Annotated in this window: 18 protein-coding genes, 1 tRNA gene and 2 pseudogenes; 15 read left to right on the top strand and 6 right to left on the bottom strand. The window is 69.0% G+C overall.

What is annotated here, in order from left to right; all coding sequences use genetic code 11:
* Positions 1-92 precede the first annotated feature (92 nt).
* Positions 93-1,049 (top strand): PDR/VanB family oxidoreductase, encoded by a 957-nt coding sequence (locus AC1DO7_RS21125; RefSeq protein WP_477116531.1) that lies wholly within the window; start codon positions 93-95, stop codon positions 1,047-1,049.
* Positions 1,050-1,281: 232 nt separating this feature from the next.
* Positions 1,282-2,592, top strand: coding sequence for an MFS transporter (locus AC1DO7_RS21130; protein WP_441618385.1), 1,311 nt, complete (start codon positions 1,282-1,284; stop codon positions 2,590-2,592).
* Between the two features lie 54 nt (positions 2,593-2,646).
* Here AC1DO7_RS21130 and AC1DO7_RS21135 read toward each other — a convergent pair whose 3' ends face one another.
* Positions 2,647-3,216 carry a MarR family winged helix-turn-helix transcriptional regulator gene (locus AC1DO7_RS21135; protein WP_441618387.1) on the bottom strand — a complete coding sequence of 190 codons (570 nt, stop codon included), beginning with the start codon at positions 3,214-3,216 and terminating at the stop codon, positions 2,647-2,649.
* A 309-nt stretch (positions 3,217-3,525) separates the two neighbouring features.
* Between AC1DO7_RS21135 and AC1DO7_RS21140 the strand changes: the two genes are divergently transcribed.
* The 6 genes and pseudogenes from AC1DO7_RS21140 to AC1DO7_RS21165 all read left to right on the top strand — a co-directional run bounded on the left by AC1DO7_RS21140 (position 3,526) and on the right by AC1DO7_RS21165 (position 9,859).
* On the top strand, positions 3,526-4,515 hold the full coding sequence (locus tag AC1DO7_RS21140) for a Bug family tripartite tricarboxylate transporter substrate binding protein (protein WP_441618227.1): 990 nt from the start codon (positions 3,526-3,528) through the stop codon (positions 4,513-4,515).
* A gap of 84 nt (positions 4,516-4,599) precedes the next feature.
* Positions 4,600-6,906: a xanthine dehydrogenase family protein molybdopterin-binding subunit gene (locus tag AC1DO7_RS21145; RefSeq protein ID WP_441618229.1), complete on the top strand. Its 2,307-nt coding sequence runs from the start codon at positions 4,600-4,602 to the stop codon at positions 6,904-6,906.
* A pseudogene (locus AC1DO7_RS21150) lies at positions 6,899-7,558 on the top strand (FAD binding domain-containing protein); the annotation flags it as partial. The gene AC1DO7_RS21145 and the pseudogene AC1DO7_RS21150, both read left to right, overlap by 8 nt.
* Before the next feature lie 38 nt (positions 7,559-7,596).
* Positions 7,597-8,073: a (2Fe-2S)-binding protein gene (locus AC1DO7_RS21155; RefSeq protein ID WP_441618233.1), complete on the top strand. Its 477-nt coding sequence runs from the start codon at positions 7,597-7,599 to the stop codon at positions 8,071-8,073.
* Complete coding sequence (locus AC1DO7_RS21160; RefSeq protein WP_441618235.1) at positions 8,063-8,890, top strand: SRPBCC family protein; 828 nt, start codon at positions 8,063-8,065, stop codon at positions 8,888-8,890. The genes AC1DO7_RS21155 and AC1DO7_RS21160 overlap by 11 nt, the downstream gene beginning before the upstream one ends.
* A gap of 150 nt (positions 8,891-9,040) precedes the next feature.
* Complete coding sequence (locus AC1DO7_RS21165) at positions 9,041-9,859, top strand: IclR family transcriptional regulator (RefSeq protein WP_441618237.1); 819 nt, start codon at positions 9,041-9,043, stop codon at positions 9,857-9,859.
* 43 nt (positions 9,860-9,902) lie between these two features.
* On the opposite strand, the gene AC1DO7_RS21170 is transcribed toward AC1DO7_RS21165, so the two are convergent.
* The 5 genes from AC1DO7_RS21170 to AC1DO7_RS21190 form a co-directional block, all read right to left on the bottom strand.
* On the bottom strand, positions 9,903-10,226 hold the full coding sequence (locus tag AC1DO7_RS21170; RefSeq protein WP_441618239.1) for a hypothetical protein: 324 nt from the start codon (positions 10,224-10,226) through the stop codon (positions 9,903-9,905).
* A 235-nt stretch (positions 10,227-10,461) separates the two neighbouring features.
* Positions 10,462-10,536, bottom strand: a tRNA-Val gene (locus AC1DO7_RS21175).
* A 143-nt stretch (positions 10,537-10,679) separates the two neighbouring features.
* On the bottom strand, positions 10,680-11,417 hold the full coding sequence (dnaQ, locus tag AC1DO7_RS21180; protein ID WP_441618241.1) for a DNA polymerase III subunit epsilon: 738 nt from the start codon (positions 11,415-11,417) through the stop codon (positions 10,680-10,682).
* Positions 11,418-11,479: 62 nt separating this feature from the next.
* On the bottom strand, positions 11,480-11,917 hold the full coding sequence (gene rnhA, locus AC1DO7_RS21185) for a ribonuclease HI (protein WP_441618389.1): 438 nt from the start codon (positions 11,915-11,917) through the stop codon (positions 11,480-11,482).
* 82 nt (positions 11,918-11,999) lie between these two features.
* Entirely contained in the window at positions 12,000-12,791 is a 792-nt protein-coding gene (locus tag AC1DO7_RS21190) for a class I SAM-dependent methyltransferase (protein ID WP_441618243.1), read from the bottom strand.
* Positions 12,792-12,801: 10 nt separating this feature from the next.
* Between AC1DO7_RS21190 and gloB the strand changes: the two genes are divergently transcribed.
* From gloB to AC1DO7_RS21225, 7 genes and pseudogenes are all read left to right on the top strand, one after another.
* On the top strand, positions 12,802-13,605 hold the full coding sequence (gloB, locus tag AC1DO7_RS21195) for a hydroxyacylglutathione hydrolase (protein WP_441618245.1): 804 nt from the start codon (positions 12,802-12,804) through the stop codon (positions 13,603-13,605).
* Between the two features lie 158 nt (positions 13,606-13,763).
* Positions 13,764-15,431 carry a transglycosylase SLT domain-containing protein gene (locus AC1DO7_RS21200; protein WP_441618247.1) on the top strand — a complete coding sequence of 556 codons (1,668 nt, stop codon included), beginning with the start codon at positions 13,764-13,766 and terminating at the stop codon, positions 15,429-15,431.
* A gap of 200 nt (positions 15,432-15,631) precedes the next feature.
* Positions 15,632-17,560, top strand: coding sequence for a propionate--CoA ligase (locus AC1DO7_RS21205; RefSeq protein WP_441618391.1), 1,929 nt, complete (start codon positions 15,632-15,634; stop codon positions 17,558-17,560).
* A gap of 210 nt (positions 17,561-17,770) precedes the next feature.
* Positions 17,771-20,060: pseudogene (locus tag AC1DO7_RS21210) on the top strand (oxidoreductase).
* Between the two features lie 2 nt (positions 20,061-20,062).
* Positions 20,063-20,863 (top strand): SDR family NAD(P)-dependent oxidoreductase, encoded by an 801-nt coding sequence (locus AC1DO7_RS21215; RefSeq protein WP_441618251.1) that lies wholly within the window; start codon positions 20,063-20,065, stop codon positions 20,861-20,863.
* Between the two features lie 64 nt (positions 20,864-20,927).
* Positions 20,928-21,779 carry an enoyl-CoA hydratase family protein gene (locus AC1DO7_RS21220; protein ID WP_441618253.1) on the top strand — a complete coding sequence of 284 codons (852 nt, stop codon included), beginning with the start codon at positions 20,928-20,930 and terminating at the stop codon, positions 21,777-21,779.
* 44 nt (positions 21,780-21,823) lie between these two features.
* Positions 21,824-22,987, top strand: coding sequence for an acyl-CoA dehydrogenase family protein (locus AC1DO7_RS21225; protein WP_477116532.1), 1,164 nt, complete (start codon positions 21,824-21,826; stop codon positions 22,985-22,987).
* Positions 22,988-23,045: the final 58 nt, after the last annotated feature.

A 23,045-nucleotide genomic window follows, 5' to 3' on the forward strand; every position in this document is an offset into this window, starting at 1 on the left:
GACAGGCAAGTCGAAGTCAGCCAGGACGAGACATGCCCCCGCAAGGCAATACGGTGCGGCGCGAGCCGCACCGGGCAATACAAGGAAGTGCCATGAGTACCAGCCAATCCCTGACCCTGCGCGTGCAGGCCATGCGCTTCGAGGCGCGCGGCATCGTCAGCGTGGAGTTGCGCGACCCTGACGGGCGCGAGCTGCCGGCGTTCGCGCCCGGTGCGCATATCGACCTGCACCTGGGCAATGGCSTGGTGCGCAGCTACTCGCTGTGCGGGGCCCCGGAAGTGCGCGACCGCTACGTGGTGGGCGTGCTCAACGACCGCGCCAGTCGCGGCGGCTCGCGCTATGTGCACGAGCAGTTGCGCGTGGGGACCACGCTGGCCGTGGCGGCGCCGCGCAACCACTTCGCCCTCGAAGAGAACGCGCCGCACAGCGTGCTGGTGGCCGGCGGCATCGGCGTGACGCCGATCGTCTGCATGGCGCGGCGCCTGCACCAGCTTGGCCGGCCCTTCACGCTGTACTACTGCGCGCGCTCGCGGGCCGAGGCGGCCTTTGCCGATGAGCTGGCTGCCTATGGCGACGCGGTGCGCATGCACTTCGACGACGAGGCCGGCTGCCCGCCGGACCTGCCTGCGCTGCTGGCCGGACAGGCGGCCTCCACGCATTTCTACTGCTGCGGCCCGGGCGCGATGCTCAATGGGTTCGAGGCTGCCTGCGCCGGCCATGGCTACACCGAAGTGCATATCGAACGCTTTGCCGCGGACCCCTCGGTGGCGGCGGTGCAGGAAGGCGAGTACACCGTGACGCTGGCCGCCACCGGCGGCGAGCTGACGGTGCCTGCGGGCAAGTCGCTGCTGGATGCATTGCTCGAAGCCGGCATCGCCGTCGAGCACAGCTGCAGGGAAGGTGTGTGCGGTTCGTGCGAGACGCGCGTGATCGACGGCATTCCCGAGCATCGCGACAGCGTGCTGAGCAAGGGCGAGCGTGATTCGAACAAGACCATGATGGTGTGCGTGTCCGGCTGCAAGGGCCGGCGCCTGGTCCTGGACTTATAAGATGGCCCGCGCGCCGCGCAACGCGGCGCGCCCGGCGGCGCCTGCGGCGCCAGCGCGAGGCGGCTGCCTGCCTCGGACACTTTTGAAGAGAAACACCGTGTTGATCCAGAGACAAGAGGCTGCGCCGGCCAATGCCGGCGCACAGGGCACCCCATTCCMGGCCACCACCGTCGCCGCTGACGGCGGYGCGCGCACCGCGACCCACGGCGAGATCATCGCGCGCATCGAGCGCATGCCCGGCAACGGCATGCATATCCGCGCGCGGCTGCTGATCGGACTGGCCACGTTTTTCGACGGCTTCGACGTGATCGCGATCGCCGCCACGCTGCCACTGCTGATCTCCGCATGGTCGCTCACGCCGGGCCAGATCGGCTTCCTGATCGCGGCGCCGTCGGTGGGGCAGCTGGTCGGCGCGCTGCTGTTTCCCGCGCTGGCGGAGCGCTTCGGCCGCCTGCGCTCGATCGGCTGGAGTGCGGGCATCATCGGGCTGATGAGCATCGCCTGCGGCTTCGCGCCGTCGTTCGAGATCTTCGCCTTGCTGCGCATCGTGCAGGGCCTTGGCCTGGGTGGCGAGCTGCCGGTGGCCGCCACCTATATCAACGAGGTCACGCGCGCGCACGGCCGCGGGCGCTTCGTGCTGCTCTACGAAGTGGTGTTCCCGATCGGCCTGCTGATCTCCAACGTGGCCGGCGCCTGGCTGGTGCCGCGCTTCGGCTGGACCGTGATGTATTTCATCGGCGGCGCGCCCATCGTCCTGTTCTTCATCCTGCGCCGCGCGATCCCGGAGTCGCCGCGCTGGCTGGCGGAGAAGGGCCGCCTGGCCGAAGCCGACCAGGCGCTGGCCGCCTTCGAGGCCCGGGCCCGCGGGCCGCTGCCGCCGCTGGGCGATGTGGCCGCCTATGACGCGCTGACGCACAAGCACCCGCGCCGCGGCGTGCGCGACCTGCTGGGCAAGGCCTATATCGGCCGCACGCTGGCGGTGTGGATGCTGTGGGCCACCTGCGGCTTTATCCAGTACGGCCTGTCGACATGGCTGCCGACCATCTACAAGACGGTCTATCACGCGCCGCTGCAGCTGGCGCTGAACCTGGCGGCGGGCGCATCGGTGCTTGGCGTGGTCGGCTCGCTGGTATGCGCGATGGTGGTCGACAAGGTTGGCCGCAAGCCGGTGATCAATGTGTCGTTCGTGCTATGCGCGTTGTCGCTGGCGCTGGCGGGTGTGTTCCACGCCGAGTCGGTGTACGTGGTGGCCACGCTATGCGCGCTGTCGCTCGGCTTCCTGGCCAGCGGCTTCATCACCGCCTACGTGTACACGCCGGAGCTGTATCCCACCAGCGTGCGCGCCATGGGCTGCGGCCTGGGCGGCGCGTGGCTGAAGCTGGCCGCGATCTTCGCGCCCACGCTGATCGCCAACACCATCGGCACCGGCGACCTTAGCAGCGCCTTCTACGCGCTGGCGCTGGTCCCGTTCGCGGCGGCGCTGACCATTCACTTCCTCGGCATCGAGACCAAGGGCAAGGTGCTGGAGCAACTGGAGGCCTGAGGCCGGGGGGCGGCCCCGGCTCCGGCGGCCCGGCGGGCGCCCTGTGCGCCCGCGCTATTCGCCTTCGCCGCCGCTGCCGTCGCCGCCTGCCTGGCGCGGCGTCACGCACAGCCCGTGCAGCTTTCTCAGCGCCTGGTACATCGCCCGGCGTTCTCCCGGCTCCAGCAGCCGTATCACCTCCGCCTGGCTCTTCCTGGCCAGCGGCATCACCTGCTCGTGCAATGCCAGCCCCGCCGGCGTGATGCTGCAGATCAGCTTCTTGCGCGGCGTATTGCCCTCCGAATCCAGTTGCACCAGCCCGCGGCCTTCCAGCAGCCGCAACGTGCGGCTGACCAGCGCCTTGTCCGAGGTGGACTGCAGCACGAGCTCGGCAAACGGCAGCGGCCGCGCATGCGCCAGCAGCGCCAGCACGCGCCATTCCGGCACGCTCAATTCGAATTTTTCCGCGTAGGGCAGGGTTACGGTGCGCCGCAGGGCGTTGACCAGCTGGCTCAGCATGGTGGTCAGGAAGTCGTCGACGACCAGGCCGCTGCCGTTCTCGTCCAGCTCGGCCCACGGGCAATCAGTGCGGGCACGCGCGGCGGCGTCCTCCGCGTGGCCGGCTTCGCGCTTGATGGGATCCATGTCGTTCGGGATGTGCCGCATGGCGGCATGTGATGTGGAGGCTGATTGTCTCATGACGCGCTTGCGCCACGTCTTCGCGGTCGATTTCGCGACGAAATAAACATAAGTAAACGCGCGTGTGTCAATTGGGGTTTAGCGTAAGTTGAGTCATCAACAAACGTATTCTACGATGTTGTGTATGTTCCTGATGTAAATCTATGTTTCACCAATAAAACGCAAAAGCGAAGGCGTTCCCATCGTCCGCCGACCCCAACCTGTCTCCCCGCGGCCACTCGACGCGGACCTGGAGCGCCCCCACAGGAGCCATAGATGAAACCTGCCCGACGTCACATCCTTGCCGCGGCCATCGCTGCGCTGCCCTTTGTCGCCCTGGGGGGCGGCCCGCTCGCGCAGGCCGCCTATCCCGTCAAGCCGGTCACGATCGTGGTGGCCTATCCACCAGGCGGTGATACCGATTCCATGGCGCGGATGTATGCCGAGAAGCTGTCGGTGCGACTCAAGCAGCCGGTCATCGTGGAGAACAAGCCGGGCGCGGGCGGCGTGGTGGGCAACGCCATGGTCGCGCGCGCGCCGGCCGACGGCTATACGCTGCTGTTCACGCCCAACCCGTTCACCACCGCGCCGATGGTGCTGAAGCTGCCGCCCGCATCCAGCTACGACGCGCTGCACGGCTTTACCCCGGTCATMCAGACCGGTACGCAGACCGTGCTGCTGGTGGCGTATCCGGGCGCCGGCATCAAGACCGTGCAGGAGATGGTGGCCGCGGCCAGGGCCGGCAAGCCGCTGACCTACGCGAGCCCCGGCGCCGGCTCGCCCATGCATATCGCGGGCGAGTGGGTCAACCACGCCGCCGGGGTGAGGATCCAGCACGTGCCGTACCGCGGCGTGGCGCCGGCGGTCAACGACGTGGTGGCGGGGCACGTCAACTTTGCCTACGTCACGCTGGGCCCGGTGGCGCAATACATCAACACCGGCAAGCTGGTCGCGCTGGCCGTGACCGATCCGAAGCGCTCTGCGCTGCTGCCGAACGTGCCGACGCTTGCCGAGCTCGGCTACAAGGACGTGGTGGTGGGCGCATGGCATGGCGTGATGGCGCCCAGGGGCACGCCGGCGGACATCGTCCGGCAGCTCAACGATCAGCTCAATGAGATCGTGAAGATGCCGGACATCGCCGAGAAGATGGCCACCTTCGGCGCGGTGCCGGTGGGCGGCGCGCCCGGCGTGCTGGAGAAGGTCAACGCCTCCGACTACGAGCGGCTGGGCAAGGTCATCAGGGATTTCGGCATCACCGCCGAGTGATTGCCCCCGGGCGGTGCGCACCGGCGGCAGGCGCGCGCCGGTGCACGCATCGTTTTGTTCGGATTTCAGATCAGGGAGGTCGGCATGAGTACGTCGACAGTGGGAACCTCCACGCCGCAGGTGACAGCGCGGGAAAAGGTGCAGGGCAGGGCCGTGTATGCAGGCGACATCAAGCAGGCCGGCATGCTGCACGCCAAGGTGCTGCGCAGCCCGCATCCGCACGCGCGCATCGTGCGCATCGACACCGCGGCGGCGCGCGCGCTGCCGGGTGTGAAGCTGGTGCTGACCGGCGCGGATACGCCGAAGCGCCTGTGGGGGCCGCACCGCAAGGAGCAGCGCATCCTGGCCGCGGGCGTGGTGCGCTACGTGGGTGAGGAGGTTGTGGCGCTCGCCGCGGTCGACGAGGAAACCGCGCGCGACGCGCTGGACCTGATCCGCGTGGAGTACGAAGAGCTGCCTGCCATCCTCACGCCCGACGCAGCGCTTGCCGAGGGCGCGCCCGAACTGCACCAGGGCACCCGCAATATCGCGCACGAGATGCATATCGAGCGCGGCGATATCGAGGCCGGCTTTGCCAGGGCCGCGGTGGTCCATGAGGCTACCTACGACATGCAGTCGCAATATCCCGGCTACCTGGAGCCGATGGCCACCGTGGCGGCGCAGGATGGCAACGGCCGCCTGACGGTGTGGGCGTCGACGCAGTCGGTGTTCCTGGCGCGCGCGCGGCTGGCCGAGGCGCTCGACCGCCCGGTCTCGACCATCCGCGTGATCCAGGCCGTCACCGGCGGCGGTTTCGGCGCCAAGATCGTGGAGGAGAACAACAGCCTGATCGCGGCGCTGCTGGCGAGCCGGCTGGAGCGGCCGGTGCGCTTCGTCAACAGCCGCCTGGAAGATTTCCTCGGCGCGCGCTCGAGCGTGCCGGCCCGGGTATGGCTGAAGATGGGGCTCGACGCACAGGGGATGATCGTCGCCAAGCACGTGCGCATCACGGCGGAATGCGGCGCCTACGCGGGACTGGCCGGCGACGTGATGCACGTGAGCGCGATGCGCAGCGACAATATGCACCGGGTGGAGAACGTGCGCTCCGATGCGGTGCTGGCCTACACCAATACGCAGCCGCGCGGCGCGTTCCGCGGCTTCGGCGGGCAGCAGATGCTGTTCCCGCTGAACAGTCACCTTGCGGTGCTGGCGGACATGCTCGGCATGGATCCCTTCGAAGTGCACAAGCGCAACGCCATCCGTACCGGCGATACCAGCGTGCACGGCTGGAAGATCGGCAGCAGCGGCCTGGCCGAATGCCTGGAGCAGACCCGCGAGGCGATCCGGTGGGACGCGCGCCGCGCCGCCGCCGCGGCGCAGACCGGCCCGCGCCGGCGCGGGCTCGGCATCGCCGCGGCCATGCATGTCAGCGGCAACCGCACGCTGGGTAACTGGGACGGCTCCACCATCTTGCTCAAGGTCAACGAGGACGGCCGCGTGCTGCTGCTGACCAGCGAGTGCGACATGGGGCAGGGCGCCAACACCATGCTCAGCCAGATCTGCGCGCAGGAGCTGGGCATTCCCCTGGCGCACGTCACCGTGGCCGCGCCGGACACCGACGCCGCGCCGTTCTGCCTCGGTTCGCTGGCGTCGCGCGTGACCATCATCTCCGGCAACGCGGTGCTGCGCGCCGCGCGCGAAGCGCGGCTCAAGCTGCTGACAGTGGCCGCGGAAAAGCTCGGCGTGCCGCGTGACCGGCTGGAGATCGCCGATGGCGTGATCCGCGCGTGCGCGGGCGATGGCGAGAACGCCGGCAAGCAGGCCACGCTGGCCGAGATCGCGCGCCTGCATATCTTCCGCCACGGCGGCGAGGGGCTGATGGTGCGCGCCACCTACGATGCGCCCACGGTGATGCACGACGCCGACTACTACGGCAATATCGCGCCCGCCTATTCCTTCGCGGCGCAGGCCGTCGAGGTGGAGGTGGATACCCAGACCGGGCAGGTCACGGTCATCGACAGCTTTGTCTCCGACGACTGCGGCAAGGCCATCAACCCGCTCGCCGTGCACGGCCAGACGCACGGCGCCACGGTGCAGGCCATCGGCTGGACGCTGTACGAGCACCTGCTGGTCGAAGACGGCCGCATCCTCAACGGCAATTTCGCCGACTACAACATGCCCACCGCCGACGCCGTGCCCGCGCTGCGCACCGAGGTGGTGGAATCCAACGATCCCAACGGCCCGTACGGCGCCAAGGGCGCCAGCGAGACGGCCATCCTGCCGGGTGCCGCGGCCATCGCCAATGCGGTCTGCGACGCCGTGGGCGTGCGCATCCGCTCGCTGCCGATCACGCCGGAGAAGGTGCTGGCCGCGCTGCGCGCGCGCCGGCAAGAGGAGGCACGCCATGCGTGATTTCGAGTTCCTGGAACCCGGCTCGGTGCAGGAAGCCAGCCGCATGCTGGCCGACCTCGGCGACCAGTGCCGGGTGATGGCCGGTGGCACCGCGCTGATGCTGGGCATGCGCCAGCGCATGGTGACGCCGTCGCACGTGGTCTCGCTCGGCCGGCTCGATGCGCTGCGCCAGATCGACTACGACCCGCGCGGCGGGCTGCGCATCGGCGCGCTGGCGCTGCACGCGCAGGTCGCGCGTTCACCGCTGGTGCAGGCGCATTACCCCATGCTCGCCAGCATGGCGGCACGGGTTGCCAACCCGCAGGTGCGCAACCAGGGCACGCTGGGCGGCAACCTCTGCTACGCCGATCCCGCCACCGACCCGCCGGGCTGCCTGATGGCGCTGCAGGCGCAGGTCGTGCTCGCCGGCAGCCGCGGCGAACGCGTGCTGGAGATGGAGGATTTCCTGGTGGACTACTACACCACCGCGCTGGCGCCCGACGAACTGGTGACGGAGATCCGTGTCCCGGCGCCCGCGCCCGATGCGCACGGCCACTATGCACGCTTCCTGCGCACCGCCGCCGAGCACCGGCCGCTGGCCAGCGTGGCGCTGCTGGCGCGCCGCGCCGGCGCCACCTGCGTGGAGGCGCGCCTGACGGTCGGCGCCTCCACGCGACGCTGTTCGGCCTGGCCACGGACTAAGGAGCCTTGATGAAAAAGATCACCATCGAACTGAGCGTCAACGGCGAGCCGCACCGCGTGGAGGCGCCCGCGCGGCGCCTGCTTTCCGACCTGCTGCGCGACGACCTCAACCTGACCGGCACCAAGCGCGGCTGCGAGACCGGCATCTGCGGCGCCTGCACCGTGCTGGTGGACGGCGAAGCGGTGAAGTCCTGCCTGATGCTCGCCGTGCATGCGCGCGGGCGCGAAGTCAGCACCGTCGAGGGCCTGGCCAGCGGCGGCGAACTGCACCCGCTGCAGCAAAGCTTCATGGAATGCGGCGGCCTGCAGTGCGGCTACTGCACCCCCGGATTCCTGATGACCTCCTGCGCCATGCTGGCGCACAACCCCAATCCCACAGAAGAGGAAGTGCGCGCCGGCCTGAACGGCAACCTGTGCCGCTGCACCGGTTACGTCGGCATCGTCGAATCCATTCTGTGCGCCGCGGAGAAGATGCGTGGAAATTGAAAAAACCCTGGTCGTCGGCGCAGCGCCGGCGCGTGTATGGGCGCTGTTGCTCGATCCCAATGTGATGGGCGGCTGTGTGCCCGGCATGCAGTCGATCGATGTGATCAGCGATGTGGAGTACGTCTCGGTCATCCAGGTGAAGATCGCCTTCATCAACGCGCGCTTCCGCCTCAGGACGAATATCGTGGAGATGCGCGCGCCCGGCTACCTGCGCACCGAAGGCACCGGCGAGGACGCCTCCGTGGCCAGCTCGCTGCGGCAGTCCAGCGAAGTGTTCCTGAGCGCGCAGCCGGACGGCGGGACCGAGCTGCGCATCAAGCTCAGCGTGGACGTGCTGGGGCGCCTCGGCACCTTCGGCCTGAGCGTGATGAAGACCAAGGCCGACCGGATGTGGGAGGAGTTCGGCGCCAATCTCTGCGCGCGGCTCGAGGCGGCTGAGGGGGCCGAGGGGGCCGAGGGGACGAGCCCGGCGGCCGCCATGGCCGGCGCCGGACAGCAGGCGGCACGGCAGGCAGCCACGGTCCCGCCGGCGCCCGCGGCCACGTCCGCCGTGCCGGTGGCCGAGGCCGCGCCGGCACGGCAGGCTGCGGACCAGGCCGCGCGTCCGGCCCGGGCCGTGCAGGCCACGCACAACGGCAGCGCCGGTTGGTGGTCGCGCCTGTTCTCGCCGGCGGCGGCCGCGGCACCGGCGCAGCGCGGCCCGCTGTCTGACATCTGCATCGAGGTGCGCCAGCCCGACGCCACCATCACCGTGCGCTGGCCGGTGCAGCACGCGGGCGAGTGTGCCGCGTGGTTGCGGGACTACCTGAAGCCCTAGGCCGGTGTCGCGGGCGGCTCCGTGCGCGGGGCTGGCGACTGGCGCGCCGTGGCGGGCAAAGTGGCCCCGGCGCCGGGCATGGAGCAGGCGCGGCGCCAAAGCCGTTACCATATCGCCATGCCACAGCACGCCAATCGCACAGACGACACCATGACAGACGCCCTCGAGCCTGCCGATCCGCAGGACAAGTACATCGTCCCGGGCCTCGAGCGCGGCCTGCGCCTGCTCGGCGAATTCAGCCGCCACGAGAAGACGCTGTCGGCGGCCGAGCTGGCGCGCCGGCTCAAGGTGCCGCGCTCCACCGTGTTCCGCCTGCTCACCACGCTGGAGATGATGGGCTTTGTCGAGCGTACCGACGGTGGCCGCGAGTTTCGCCTGGGCATGGCGGTACTGCGCCTGGGCTTCGACTACCTCGCCTCGCTGGAACTCACCGAACTCGGCCGCCCGCTGCTCGACCGCCTGCGCGACGAGATCAGCTATCCCTGCAACCTGGTGGTGCGCGATGGCCGCTCCATCGTCTATGTCGCCAAGTCCGTCGCGCCGACGCCGTTCGCCAGCTCCGTCAACGTCGGCACGCGCCTGCCCGCGCACGCCACCGTGCTCGGCCGCGTGCTGCTCGAAGACCTCACGCTGGCCGAACTGCGCGTGCTCTATCCGGAGCCGCAGCTCGAAGTCTTCTCCGACAGCACGCCCAAGACCGTGGAAGCCTTGTTCGACATGGTCCAGCGCGACCGCGAGCGGGGCTACGTCCTGCAGGAAGGCTTTTTCGAGACCAGCATCTCCACCATTGCCGCTCCGGTGCGCGACCGCACCGGCAAGGTGGTGGCCGCGCTCGGCGCCACCATCCCGGCCTCGCGCATCGACCCGGAGAAACTGGACATCATGGTGGAGCAGGTGAGGGGAGCCGCGGCCGAATTGTCGCGGCTGCTGGATTACCGGCCGGCCAGAAGCGAGTTGCTGGCGCTGTAGAGCGGCAGGTGCGGTGGCGGGTGGCCTCGACCGGCCAACCCGCTCAACCCGCGCGATTGAGGATCGACAGTACCCAGATCGCCAGGATGGGCGCACCGGCAAGGTAGCGCAACCAGGGATCCCGGCTGGCGGCCCACAGCGCCCAGAGTGCGGACAGGGCTGCGGCGAAAACGAACGCGCAGGCCGCCGCGTAGTATTCCCTGGCCCGGTAGGCCCGCAATTCGGCGAACGGACCTTGCGCGCTGTCGGCATGGGCGGGAGCGGAGGCGGCGGCCCACAACTCGGCGATCATGATGGCGCAGACAAAGCCGAGCGCCAGCGTCAGCAGCCACCTGGCCGCGCTCACCCATCGTGAAATTCTTCTCATGGCGGGAACCGTCATCGTATATGCGCCTTGGGCGCGACGGTTCCAGATTTACGGGAGGCGGCGGTGGGATTCAGGCGGAAAGTTCTGAATCGGGGCGGGGGATTTCTGGAAACGGAAGCGGCGGCGATGCGTGCTGGATTACGCGCCAATTACGCGCCACACAGTGCCATCAAGAGCCACCAAAGAAAAAAGGACCTGGGCTGTCGCCTCAGGTCCTTCGTTCTTCACCGAATTCTGGTGGGTGGTACAGGGATTGAACCTGTGACCCCTGCCGTGTGAAGGCAGTGCTCTACCGCTGAGCTAACCACCCCTGCTGCTGCGTTGTTGCTGCCGTGCTGCAGAGAAACGAAATTATGCCGGTACCTCTGTATCTTGTAAAGCCCTTTCTTGGAAATTTCTTCAAAAAAGTGGTCCGGCGCATCCATGGGCCTGCCGCGGCGCTTGGGCCGTGGCCTACGCGGCTTGCGCGGCGGGGGCTGCGATGGCTTGCGCGGACTCTTGCCACACCACTTTGCCGCCGCTGGCCTTGTCGAGTTGCTTGAGCACGCCGAGGTGAGCGTCGACTTCCTCGTCGCTGGCCATCAGCACGGGCAGGGCCAGGCGGGAGAGGTCGGCGGCCGCCACCGCGCCGCTTTCCTCGCCGCCGCCTTCGAGCATGTCGATCACCAGCGAGTTCTGGCCGCGCGTCATGGCGAGGTAGACCTCGGCCAGCAGCTCCGCGTCGAGCAGTGCGCCGTGCAGCGTGCGGTGCGAATTGCCGACGCCGAGGCGATCGCACAGCGCGTCGAGCGAATTGCGCTTGCCGGGGAACATCTGGCGGGCTTCGCGCAGGGTGTCGATCACGCTGCCGGCGTGCTCGCGGAACGGCGGCAGCCCGAGCAGCTTGAATTCCATGTCGAGGAAGCCAAGGTCGAAGGGCGCGTTGTGGATGATCAGCTCGGCGTCCTGGACGAACTCGCGGATCTCGTGGACGACTTCGGCGAACTTCGGCTTGTCGGCCAGGAAGTCCACCGTGATGCCGTGCACCGCGATCGCGCCTTCGTCGATATCGCGTTCGGGGTTGACGTAGAAGTGCAGGTGCCGCCCCGTGAGGCGGCGGTTAAGCAGCTCCACGCAGCCGATTTCAATCAGGCGGTCGCCGCTGGCGGCGTTGAGGCCGGTGGTTTCGGTGTCGAGAACGATCTGTCGCATGGCGGGCATTCTAACCGGTGAGGCGCGGCGGCCGTCGTGCGGCCGCGGCGCCTGTCGCTTGCTTATCCCTGCAGGGAGGCCACGCCGCGGTTGGCGAGGGCGTCGGCACGCTCGTTGCCGGGATGGCCGTTGTGGCCGCGTACCCAGTGCCAGGAGATATCGTGTCCCTGGGCGAGCTTGTCCATTTCCTGCCAGAGGTCGGCATTCTTCACCGGTTTCTTGTCGGCGGTCTTCCAGCCACGGGCCTTCCAGCCCGGCAGCCATTCGCCGATGCCTTTCTGCACGTACTGGGAGTCGGTGTAGACGGCCACGCGGCACGGCCGCTTGAGGGCGCGCAGCGCTTCGATGACGGCGGTCATCTCCATGCGGTTGTTGGTGGTGTTCTGCTCGCCGCCGAACAGCTCCTTCTCGTTGGCGCCGGCGACCAGCACCGCGCCCCAGCCGCCGCGGCCGGGATTGCCCTTGCAGGCGCCGTCTGAATAGATGATGACGTCTTCGATTTCGTTGCTCATGGATTCGCAGCTGGGGGCCGGCAGCCTCGGGGGGCGCCGGCCGGGTTGTTGGATGGGCAGGCGGTGGCGTTCAGTGCTCGTCGCCGGGGGCCTTGCCGTGGGTGCCGGTGGGCGTGGCCACCGGCGCGGCGACCGGCGAAAGCGCGGGCTTGGTGGCTTTCCAGGCGGGGCCGACCAGGCGGATATTGCGCACGCGCTTGACTGCAGAGATCATATAGACGGAACCGAAGATCGGCCACCAGCGGTCGCCGGCCTTCTCCATGAAGGCGGCGCGCTGCAGCCAGCGTTCGGTCCGGTACGGCGGGCAATAGCAGCCGAAGCGGCCGCGGATGATATCGAAACCGAGCAGCTTGAGCCAGTCCTTGATGCGCACGAAGCCGATCGACTGGTTGTCGTTGGGCAGGAACGGGTCGGCGCCGAGCCGCTTGAGGCCCTGGCGCGCGCCCCACAGGCTCATGGGATTGAAGCAGGTGATCACGACGCGGCCTTCGGGCATCAGCACGCGGGATACCTCGCGCAGCACTTCATGGGGGTCTTCGGAAAACTCCAGGATGTGCGGCAGGGTAAGGAGGTCGATACTCTGGGTCGCGAACGGCAGTTCGTCGAAGCGGCACAGCAACTGGCGCGCGTCGACCTGGGCGCGCGGGCCGTGAGGGCCGCTGCCGGGCGCCAGCGCCAGTGCGGAGAACGGCATGCGGTTCTCGCGCAGGGTGTCGACATGGGGCAGGCCGAGCTGCACGGCGTGGTAGCCGAAGATGTCCGCCACGGTCCGGTCGTACTGTGCCTGTTCCCATTGCAGCATGTACTGCCCGGGTGGCGAGGCAAGCCAGTCTTCCCAACTTATAATCGGACGCTTGGACATAGGAGCACGCATGTTGAAGGTGGAGCCGATTTCCGCATTCCAGGATAACTATATCTGGGCAATCCACGACGGTCACTGCGCCGCCGTGGTGGACCCSGGCGAGGCCGCGCCGGTCGAGGCCTTCCTGGCCGGCAGGGGGCTGGTCCTGGGCGCTATTGTAATCACCCACCACCATGGCGATCACCAGGGTGGCGTGGCCGGGCTGCTGGCGGCGCACCCGAGCGCGCCGGACGGCATGCCGATGCCGGTGATCGGGCCGGCCGGCGAGCGCATCGACGGGCGTACCGTGGCCGTGCGCGAAGGCGACACGGTGGACGTGGCGTATCCGGCCATGCGACTGCGCGTGCTGGACGTGCCGGGCCATACCGCCGGCCACGTCGCCTACGTGGCCGACCTGCCGGGCGCCGGGCCCGCCGTGTTCTGCGGGGATACGCTGTTCGCCAGCGGCTGCGGGCGCCTGTTCGAGGGCTCGCCGGCGCAGATGCTGGCGTCGCTGGACAAGCTGGCCTCGCTGCCCGGCGATACCCGGGTGTACTGCGCGCACGAGTACACTCGCAGCAATGTCCGCTTTGCCCGCGCGGTGGAGCCGGGAAATGCGGCGCTGGCCGCCTGGGACGCGCGCGTGGAAGCGCTGCGCGCGGCCGGCACGCCGACCGTGCCGACCACCGTGGCGCAGGAGCGCGAGGTCAATCCCTTCCTGCGCTCGCGCGAGCCGGACGTGCGCCAGGCCGTGGCGGCCCACGCCGGCGGTCCGGCCAGCGACGACGCGGCGGCCTTCGGCGCGCTGCGCGGATGGAAGGATAATTTCCGCTGATTTCGTGCGCAGGCGCGGCTGGYCGATGCCTGCCGGCGCTTGTCGCATACATTACCTGCCGCGCCGGCCAGCCGCCGCGGCCGGGAGAATTTCATTGACGCGAAAGCCGGATTTTTTTAGCATCAGGCAAATTTTTAGCGTCACGATTTGAGAACTTAATGAAAATTGGTCGATTACTGGTGGTGTTTGCGTGTGCCGCGCTGCTTGCAGCGTGCGCCAGCACGCCAACCCCGCCTGAAGCCGCCGACGGCGGCACCCCGACCGCCTCCGCTACCAGGCCGGCTATCTCGAAGCCCGATCCGCTCAACTCGATCAACAGCGCCTCCGTCATCAACGTGGACAGCGACAGCCTGGGCTGGCTGCGTGGCCCGTCGAGCGACATCTGGGACCGCATCCGCCGCGGGTTCGGCATGCCCGACCTGGAAGGCACGCTGGTTGACGATCGCACGCAGTGGTACGCGCAGCGGCCGGACTATATGGAACGGATGGTGGGGCGCTCGAGCCGCTACCTGTATCACATCGTCGAGGAGCTGGAACGGCGCAAGATGCCCACCGAGCTGGCGCTGCTGCCGTTCGTGGAGAGCGCCTTCAATCCGCAGGCGGAATCGACCGCCAAGGCCGCCGGCATGTGGCAGTTCATCCCGAGCACCGGCAAGACCTACAACCTGAAGCAGAACATGTTCCGCGACGAGCGGCGCGATGTGCTGGCTTCGACCGACGCCGCGCTGGACTACCTGGCGCGGCTGTACGACATGTTCGGCGACTGGCAGCTCGCGCTGGCCGCCTACAACTGGGGCGAGGGCGCGGTCTCGCGCGCGATCGCGCGCAACCAGGCGCGCGGGTTGCCGACCGACTATGCCAGCCTGAACATGCCCAACGAGACGCGCTACTACGTGCCCAAGCTGCAGGCGGTCAAGAACATCATCGCCAATCCGCAGATGTACGGGGTCAAGTTGCCGGACATCCCGGATCACCCGTATTTCGTCACGGTGACCACCTCGCGCGATATCGACGTCACGCTGGCCGCCAAGCTGGCCAACCTGCCGCTCGACGAATTCAAGGCGCTCAACCCGTCCTTCAACCGGCCGGTGATCCTCGGCGCGGCCAATCCGCAAATCCTGCTGCCGTTCGATAACGCCGAGCGCTTCCAGTACAACCTGAACACCTACCGGGGCGGCCTGTCGAGCTGGACCGCGGTGACGGTGGACAACCGCGAGCGCATCGAAGCGCTGGCGGCGCGGCTCAATATCGATGCCGACACCATCCGCGACATCAACCGCATTCCCAAGGGCATGCGGCTAAAGGCCGGCTCGACGGTGGTGGTGCCGCGTTCCGGCGAGCATAACCAGGACATCAGCGCCACGCTGGCCGACAGCGCGATGATGGCCGTGGAGCCTGATGTGCCGGATGCGCGCCGCATCGTGGTGCGCGCCGGGCGGCGCGATACGGTGGCGTCGGTGGCGCACCGCTATGGCGTGTCGCAGGGCCAGGTGCAGTCCTGGAACAAGCTGTCCGGCACCAAGCTGGTGTCGGGGCAGAGCCTGGTGCTGATGGTGCCGGCGCGCAGCCGCTTCGCCAGCGCACCGGCCGAACCGTCGACGGCGTCCGCGCTGGTGCCGGTACACGCCGAGCCGGCGCACGCCGCGGCCGGGGGCCATGGCGCGCGCCAGCGCGTCACGGTGGAAGCCGCGCCGCGCAAGGGCGCAGCCGCGGCGGCCAAGGCGCCCGCCAGGGCCTCGTCGTCCAGGGCGGCGCCCGCGGTGGCGTCGGCCAAGGCCAGCACCAAGGCGGCTGGCAAGGCCTCCGGCAAGGCGCGCGCGCACTGATCGCACGGCGCGGGTTTGTGCTGGATCAAGGGCGTGCCGCTGGCACGCCCTTTTTGTTTTTCGGCGCGGCGCGCGGTAAGTCTTGCGTAAGGCGGCGTGGCCAGACTGCAAGCGCCGCCGGTGGTGGCAAACTAATGGCAGGCAGCGCCTGGTGACCCGTCACCGGTATCCGGAGATGGCCAGCGGCTGCCGGCACAGAAATCAGACAACCCGCGACAAAGCGGAGGAGACAAGCCATGACGGCAACCCGTGCCCTGCACGCCCGGTCCTTGAGCGATCCCGCAGGTTTCTGGGCCGAGCAGGCCCGCCGCATCGAATGGGAAACGCCGTTCGATACGGTGCTGGACGACAGCCGCGCGCCATTCACCCGCTGGTTCGCCGGCGGGCGCACCAATCTCTGCCACAACGCCGTGGACCGCCACCTGGCGGAGCGGGCCGGCCAGCCGGCGCTGGTCTACGTGTCCACCGAGACCGGCGAGCACCGCAGCTACAGCTACGCGGAGCTGCACGACGAGGTCAACCGCATGGCGGCGATCCTGCAGCAGATGGGCGTGGCCCGCGGCGATCGCGTGCTGATCTACATGCCGATGATTCCCGAGGCGGCGTTCGCCATGCTGGCCTGCGTGCGCATCGGCGCCATCCATTCGGTGGTGTTCGGCGGCTTCGCTTCGGTCAGCCTGGCCGCGCGCATCGACGACGCGCAGCCGCGCGTGGTGATCAGCGCCGATGCCGGCTCGCGCGCGGGCAAGGTGGTGCCCTACAAGCCGCTGCTCGACGAGGCCCTGCAACTGGCCGCCTACAAGCCGGAACGCGTGCTGATGGTGGACCGCCGGCTCGCCCCGATGACGCTGGTCGCCGGCCGCGACGAAGACTACGCTGCCTGGCGCGAACGCGTGGGCGCGGCGCGGGTGCCGTGTACGTGGCTGGAATCGAGCGAGCCGTCCTACGTGCTCTACACCTCGGGCACCACCGGCAAGCCCAAGGGCGTGCAGCGCGATACCGGCGGCCACGCCGTGGCGCTGGCCACGTCGATGGAGTACATCTTCTGCGGCAAGCCTGGTGACACCATGTTCTCCAGTTCCGATATCGGCTGGGTGGTGGGGCACAGCTATATCGTCTACGGCCCGCTGCTGGCCGGCATGACCACGCTGCTGTACGAAGGCACGCCGGTGTACCCGGACGGCGGCATCCTCTGGCAGCTGGTGGAGCAGTACCGCGTGAACCTGATGTTCAGCGCGCCCACCGCGATCCGCGTGCTCAAGAAGCAGGATCCCGCCTGGCTCACGCGCTACGACCTGTCCGGCCTGCGCCTGCTGTTCCTGGCCGGCGAGCCGCTCGACGAGCCCACCGCGAGCTGGATCCAGCAGGGCATCGGCAAGCCGGTGGTGGACAACTACTGGCAGACCGAGACCGGCTGGCCGATCATCGCGATCCAGCGCGGCATCGATCCGCTGCCGGCCAAGCTGGGCTCGCCCGGCGTGCCGGTGTACGGCTACGACCTGAAGATCGTCGACGAAGCCACCGGCGCCGAGTGCCCGCGGGGCCAGAAGGGTGTGCTCGCCATCGACGGGCCGCTGCCGCCCGGATGCCTGAGCACCGTGTGGGGCGACGACGAGCGCTTCGTCCGGACTTACTGGAGCGGCGTGCCGGGCCGCCGCTGCTACTCCACGTTCGACTGGGGCGTGCAGGACGAGGATGGCTACATCTTCATCCTTGGCCGCACCGACGACGTGATCAACGTGGCTGGCCACCGGCTCGGCACACGCGAGATCGAAGAGAGTATTTCGTCACATCCGGCCGTGGCCGAAGTGGCGGTCGTGGGCGTGCAGGATGCGCTCAAGGGCCAGGTGGCGATGGCCTTCGTCATTGCGCGCGACGCGGGCCGCACCGCTACCCAGGCCGACCGCCTGGCGCTGGAAGGCGACGTGATGAAGACCGTGGACCGCCAGCTCGGCGCGGTGGCGCGACCGGCGCGGGTGTTCTTCGTCAACGCGCTGCCCAAGACCCGCTCGGGCAAGCTGCTGCGGCGCGCCATGCAGGCCGTGGCGGAGGGCCGCGACCCGGGCGACCTCACCACCATCGAGGACCCGACCGCGCTGGCCCAGTTGCGGGCGGCGATGCAGGGCTGAGGAGAAGAAGGGCGGCGGCCCCGGCTGGCGGGGCCGCCGCTGCGCCGCCGCAGAGATTGTGCTTGCCAGCCGCCGCCATGCGGACTAATATTTTAAGCATAAAATATTTAAGCATGATCTAGATGCGCAGCCGCGCATCGCATGCGCCGAAATATGCTGTCCGTGCCGCTGGCTTGCGCCGCGGCGGCACCGGCGCGCTGGAGACGAAAGATGCGAGTGTTGTGTATCGGCGGTGGCCCTTCGGGCCTGTACTTCGGCCTGCTGATGAAGCTGCAGGACCCCGCCAACGAGGTCTACGTGGTGGAGCGCAACCGCCCCTACGACACCTTCGGCTGGGGCGTGGTGTTCTCGGATGCCACCATGGACAACCTCAAGGTCGCCGACCCGGTCAGCGCGCGCCAGATCGACGAGGCCTTCAACCACTGGGACGATATCGACGTCCATATCGGCGGGCGCACCATCCGCTCCGGTGGCCACGGCTTCATCGGCATCGGCCGCAAGCGCTTGCTCAATATCCTGCAGGCGCGCTGCGAGGAACTCGGCGTGCACCTGGTGTTCGAGACCGACGTCGCGGATGACCAGGCACTTGCGCAGCAATACCAGGCAGACCTGGTGATCGCCTCCGACGGCATCAACAGCCGTGTGCGCGGGCGCTACGCCGACACCTTCCGGCCCGATATCGATACGCGCCGGTGCCGCTTTGTCTGGCTCGGCACGCACAAGCTGTTCGACGCCTTCACCTTTGCCTTCGAGAAGACCGAGCACGGCTGGTTCCAGGCCCATGCCTACCGCTTCGACGACCATACCTCCACCTTCATCGTGGAAGCGCCCGAGCCGGTGTGGCGCGCGGCAGGGATCGAGCAGATGAGCCAGGAAGAGGGCGTGGCGTATTGCGAGCGCCTGTTCGCGCGCTACCTGGACGGCAACCGCCTGATCAGCAACGCCACCCACCTGCGCGGCTCCGCCAGCTGGATCCGCTTCCCGCGCGTGATCTGCCATACCTGGGTGCACTGGAACACGCTTGCCGACGGCCGTCGCGTGCCGGTGGTCCTGATGGGGGATGCCGCGCACACGGCGCATTTCTCGATCGGCTCGGGCACCAAGCTGGCGCTGGAAGACGCCATCGAGCTGGCCAACAATATCCGCGATGCGGGCGCCGGCGGCGCCGACGTGCTGCCGCAGGCGCTGGAGCGCTACCAGGCCAGCCGCAGCGTGGAAGTGCTGAAGATCCAGAATGCCGCGCGCAACTCAACCGAATGGTTCGAGAACGTGGCGCGCTATGCCGGCATGGCGCCCGACCAGTTTGCCTATTCGCTGCTGACGCGCTCGCAGCGCATCTCGCACGAGAACCTGCGCGTGCGCGATGCGGGCTATGTGGACGATTTCGAGCGCTGGCTGGCAAGCCAGGCCGCGGCCGACGTGGCGGGGGCGCAGACGGCCGCGCCGCAAGCCGGCGCGCGCGCCGTGCCGCCGATGTTCACGCCGTTCCGCGTGCGCGACGTCACGCTGAAGAACCGCGTGGTGGTATCGCCGATGGCCATGTATTCCTGCGAGGACGGCGTACCCGGCGATTTCCACCTGACCCACCTGGGCGCGCGCGCGCTCGGCGGCGCCGGCATGGTGGTGGCGGAGATGACCTGTACCTCGCCGGACGCGCGCATCACCCCGGCTTGCCCGGGCTTGTGGAATGACACGCAGCGCGACGCGTGGCGCCGCATCGTGGACTTCGTGCACGCCAACAGCGATGCGCGCATTGCCATGCAGATCGGCCACGCGGGGCGCAAGGGCTCGACACAGCTCGGCTGGGAGCAGATGGACTACCCGCTGGACAACGGTAACTGGCCACTGCTGTCGGCCTCGGCGCTGCCCTATATGCCCGGCATCTCGCAGGTGCCGCGCGAAATGACGCGCGCCGACATGGACCGCGTGCGCGACGATTTCACGGCCGCCGCGCGGCGCGCCGCCGAGGCCGGCTTCGACTGGCTCGAGCTGCATTGCGCGCACGGCTACCTGGCCCATGTCGGTGCGCATCTCGGCGCATGACTGGGTCGAGGGCGGCATCACGCCCGACGATGCAATCGAGATCGCGCGCGCCTTCAAGGCCGCCGGCGCGGACATGATCGATTGCTCGTCGGGCCAGGTGAGCCCGGACCAGGCACCGGTGTATGGGCGCATGTACCAGACACCGTTCGCCGACCGCATCCGCAACGAGGCCGGCATCGCCACCATCGCCGTGGGCGCGATCTTCGAGGCCGACCACGTCGACAGCATCATCGCTGCCGGCCGCGCGGACCTGTGCGCGATCGCGCGTCCGCACCTGGCGGACCCGGCCTGGACCATCCACGAGGCCGCGCGGATCGGGCATCGCGAACTGGCCTGGCCGAAGCAATACCAGGCCGGCAAGCGCCAGCTCGAGACCAATCTGGAACGTGCGGCGCAGATGGCGCAGCAACAGGCAAGACAAGAGGCGCTGCATGCGCGCCAGGCGGAGGGTCTTTGAACATGGGTGCACAGCATTCCCTGCAGGGCCGGCACGCCCTGGTCACCGGCGGCGGTCGCGGCATCGGCGCCGCCATCGCGCGGCGCCTGCTGGCGCACGGCGCCAGCGTCACCCTGCTCGGTCGCGACGCGGCCACGCTGGCCGCCACCGCCGATGCGCTGGCCGATGCGGTGGTGCCGCCGGCCGTGCTCGGCACGGTCAGCGCGGATATCTCCAGCGCCGACAGCGTGTCGGCGGCGTTTGCCGCGGCCGCGCAGAGGGCGGGGCGCATCGACGTGCTCGTCAACAACGCCGGGCAGGCGCGCAGCGCGCCCTTCATGAAGACCGACCTGGCGCTGTGGCAAGGCATGCTCGAAGTCAACCTGACCGGCACCTTCCTGTGCACGCAGGCGGCGCTGCCCGGCATGCTGGAGAACGGCTGGGGCCGCATCGTCAACGTGGCCAGCACCGCCGGCCTGGCTGGCTATGGCTATGTCAGCGCCTATTGCGCGGCCAAGCACGGCGTGATCGGCATGACGCGGGCGCTGGCGCTCGAGACCGCCAGCAGCGGCGTGACCGTCAACGCGGTCTGCCCGGGCTACACCGAGACCGACATCGTGCGTGACGCGGTGGCCAATATCGTGCGCAAGACCGGCCGTAGCGAGGCGCAGGCCCGCGCCGATCTGGCCAAGGGCAATCCGCAGGGGCGCCTGGTGCAGCCCGAGGAAGTGGCGGATGCGGTGGCATGGCTGTGCCAGCCGTCGGCCAGCGCCATCACCGGACAGTCGATCCCGGTGGCCGGCGGCGAAGTCATGGCCGGCTGAGCCCCGCGCGGCGAGACGCAAGCACACAACGCAATCCAACGAATCCCTGCAAGCGAGAAACGAGATGAGCGAAATCGCACTGGACATGCGCCACCACAAGCGCAGCTTCGCCGGCTACCAGCCCAAACATTTCCTGTGGTCGGTCTCGGCCGACGGCAAGGTCGGCACCGTGACGCTGAACCGCCCGGAGCGCAAGAACCCGCTGACCTTCGATTCCTACGCCGAGCTGCGCGACCTGTTCCGCGGCCTGTGCTACGCCACCGACATCAAGTCCGTGGTGGTCACCGGCGCCGGCGGCAATTTCTGCTCGGGCGGCGATGTGCACGAGATCATCGGCCCGCTCACGCGCATGACCATGCCCGAGCTGCTGGAGTTCACGCGCATGACCGGCGACCTGATCAAGGCCATGCGCGCCTGTCCGCAGCCGATCGTCAGCGCCGTCGACGGCATTTGCGCCGGCGCCGGCGCGATGATGGCGCTGGCCTCCGACATGCGRCTGGGCACGGCGCAGGCCAAGACCGCCTTCCTGTTCGTGCGGGTGGGCCTGGCCGGCGCCGACATGGGCGCGTGTTCGCTGCTGCCGCGCGTGATCGGCCAGGGCCGCGCCAGCGAACTGCTCTACACCGGCCGCGCCATGAACGCCCAGGAGGGGCTGCAATGGGGCTTCTTCAACGTGCTGCATGCGCCGGAAACGCTGCTGGCCGACGCGCAGGCGCTGGCCGCGCAGATCGCCGCCGGCCCCACCTTCGCCCACGGCGTGACCAAGAAGCTGCTGCACCAGGAATGGAATATGGGCCTGGACGAAGCCATCGAGGCCGAGGCCGAGGCGCAGGCCATCTGCATGCAGACCAGGGACTTCCGCCGCGCCTACGATGCCTTCGTGGCCAAGACGCGCCCGGTGTTCGAAGGCGACTGAAACCACACGCAAAGCAGACCCCAAGAAAGAGGAAGGCCAACGCCATGTCCGACAAGAGTTATCTCGCCCTGCCGTTCTTCGATGACGCGCACCGCGAACTGGAGCAGCGCCTCGACGCCTGGGCCACGGCTTCGCTGGCCGTCGACCACAGCGATACCGATGCCGCCTGCCGCGCGCTGGTGCGCCAGCTCGGCGCGGCCGGCTGGCTGCGCTACTGCGTGCCGGCCGCCTACGGCGGCGCGCTCGACAAGCTCGATTCGCGCTCGCTGTGCCTGCTGCGCGAAACGCTCGCGCGCCACGATGGCCTGGCCGACTTCGCCTTCGCCATGCAGGGCCTGGGCAGCGGCGCCATTTCGCTGGCCGGCAGCGAGGCCGTGCGCGAGCGCTACCTGCCGCGCGTGGCGCGCGGCGAGGCGATCGCGGCCTTTGCGCTGTCCGAGCCGGATGCGGGATCGGACGTGGCGGCCATGCAGTGCCGCGCCGTGCGCGACGGCGACGACTACGTGCTCGACGGCGTCAAGACCTGGATCTCCAACGGCGGCATTGCCGATTTCTACTGCGTGTTCGCGCGCACCGGCGAGGCGCCCGGCGCGCGCGGCATCTCCGCCTTCGTGGTGGATGCCGGCACGCCCGGGCTGAGCATCGCCGAGCGCATCGACGTGATGGCGCCGCACCCGCTGGCCACGCTGCGCYTCGAGAACTGCCGCGTGCCCGCCGGCGCGCGCCTGGGCGAAGCGGGGCAGGGCTTCAAGGTGGCGATGATGACGCTGGATATCTTCCGCGCCTCGGTGGCCGCCGCGTCGCTCGGCTTCGGCCGCGCCGCACTGGACGAAGCGCTGGCGCGCGCCACCTCGCGCCCGATGTTCGGCGGCGTGCTGGCCGACCTGCAGCTCACGCAGGCCGCGCTCGGCGACATGGCCACCGCGATCGACTCGGCGGCGCTGCTGACCTACCGCGCGGCCTGGCTGCGCGACGTGGCCGGCGTGCGCACCACGCGCGAGGCGGCGATGGCCAAGATGGTTGCCACCGAGAACGCGCAGCAGGTGATCGACCGCGCCGTGCAGATGTTCGGCGGGCTCGGCGTCAAGGTCGGCACGCGCGTGGAGAGCCTGTACCGCGAGATCCGCTCGCTGCGCATCTACGAAGGCGCCACCGAAGTGCAGAAGCTGATCATCGCGCGCGAGACGCTGGCGCAGCATCGCGGCTAGCCCGGCGGCGCCGGCGCAGCAGGACCACCACCCTTACCAGCATCACCAGAATGAAGGA

The organism is Cupriavidus sp. 05N40 (assembly GCF_056397305.1).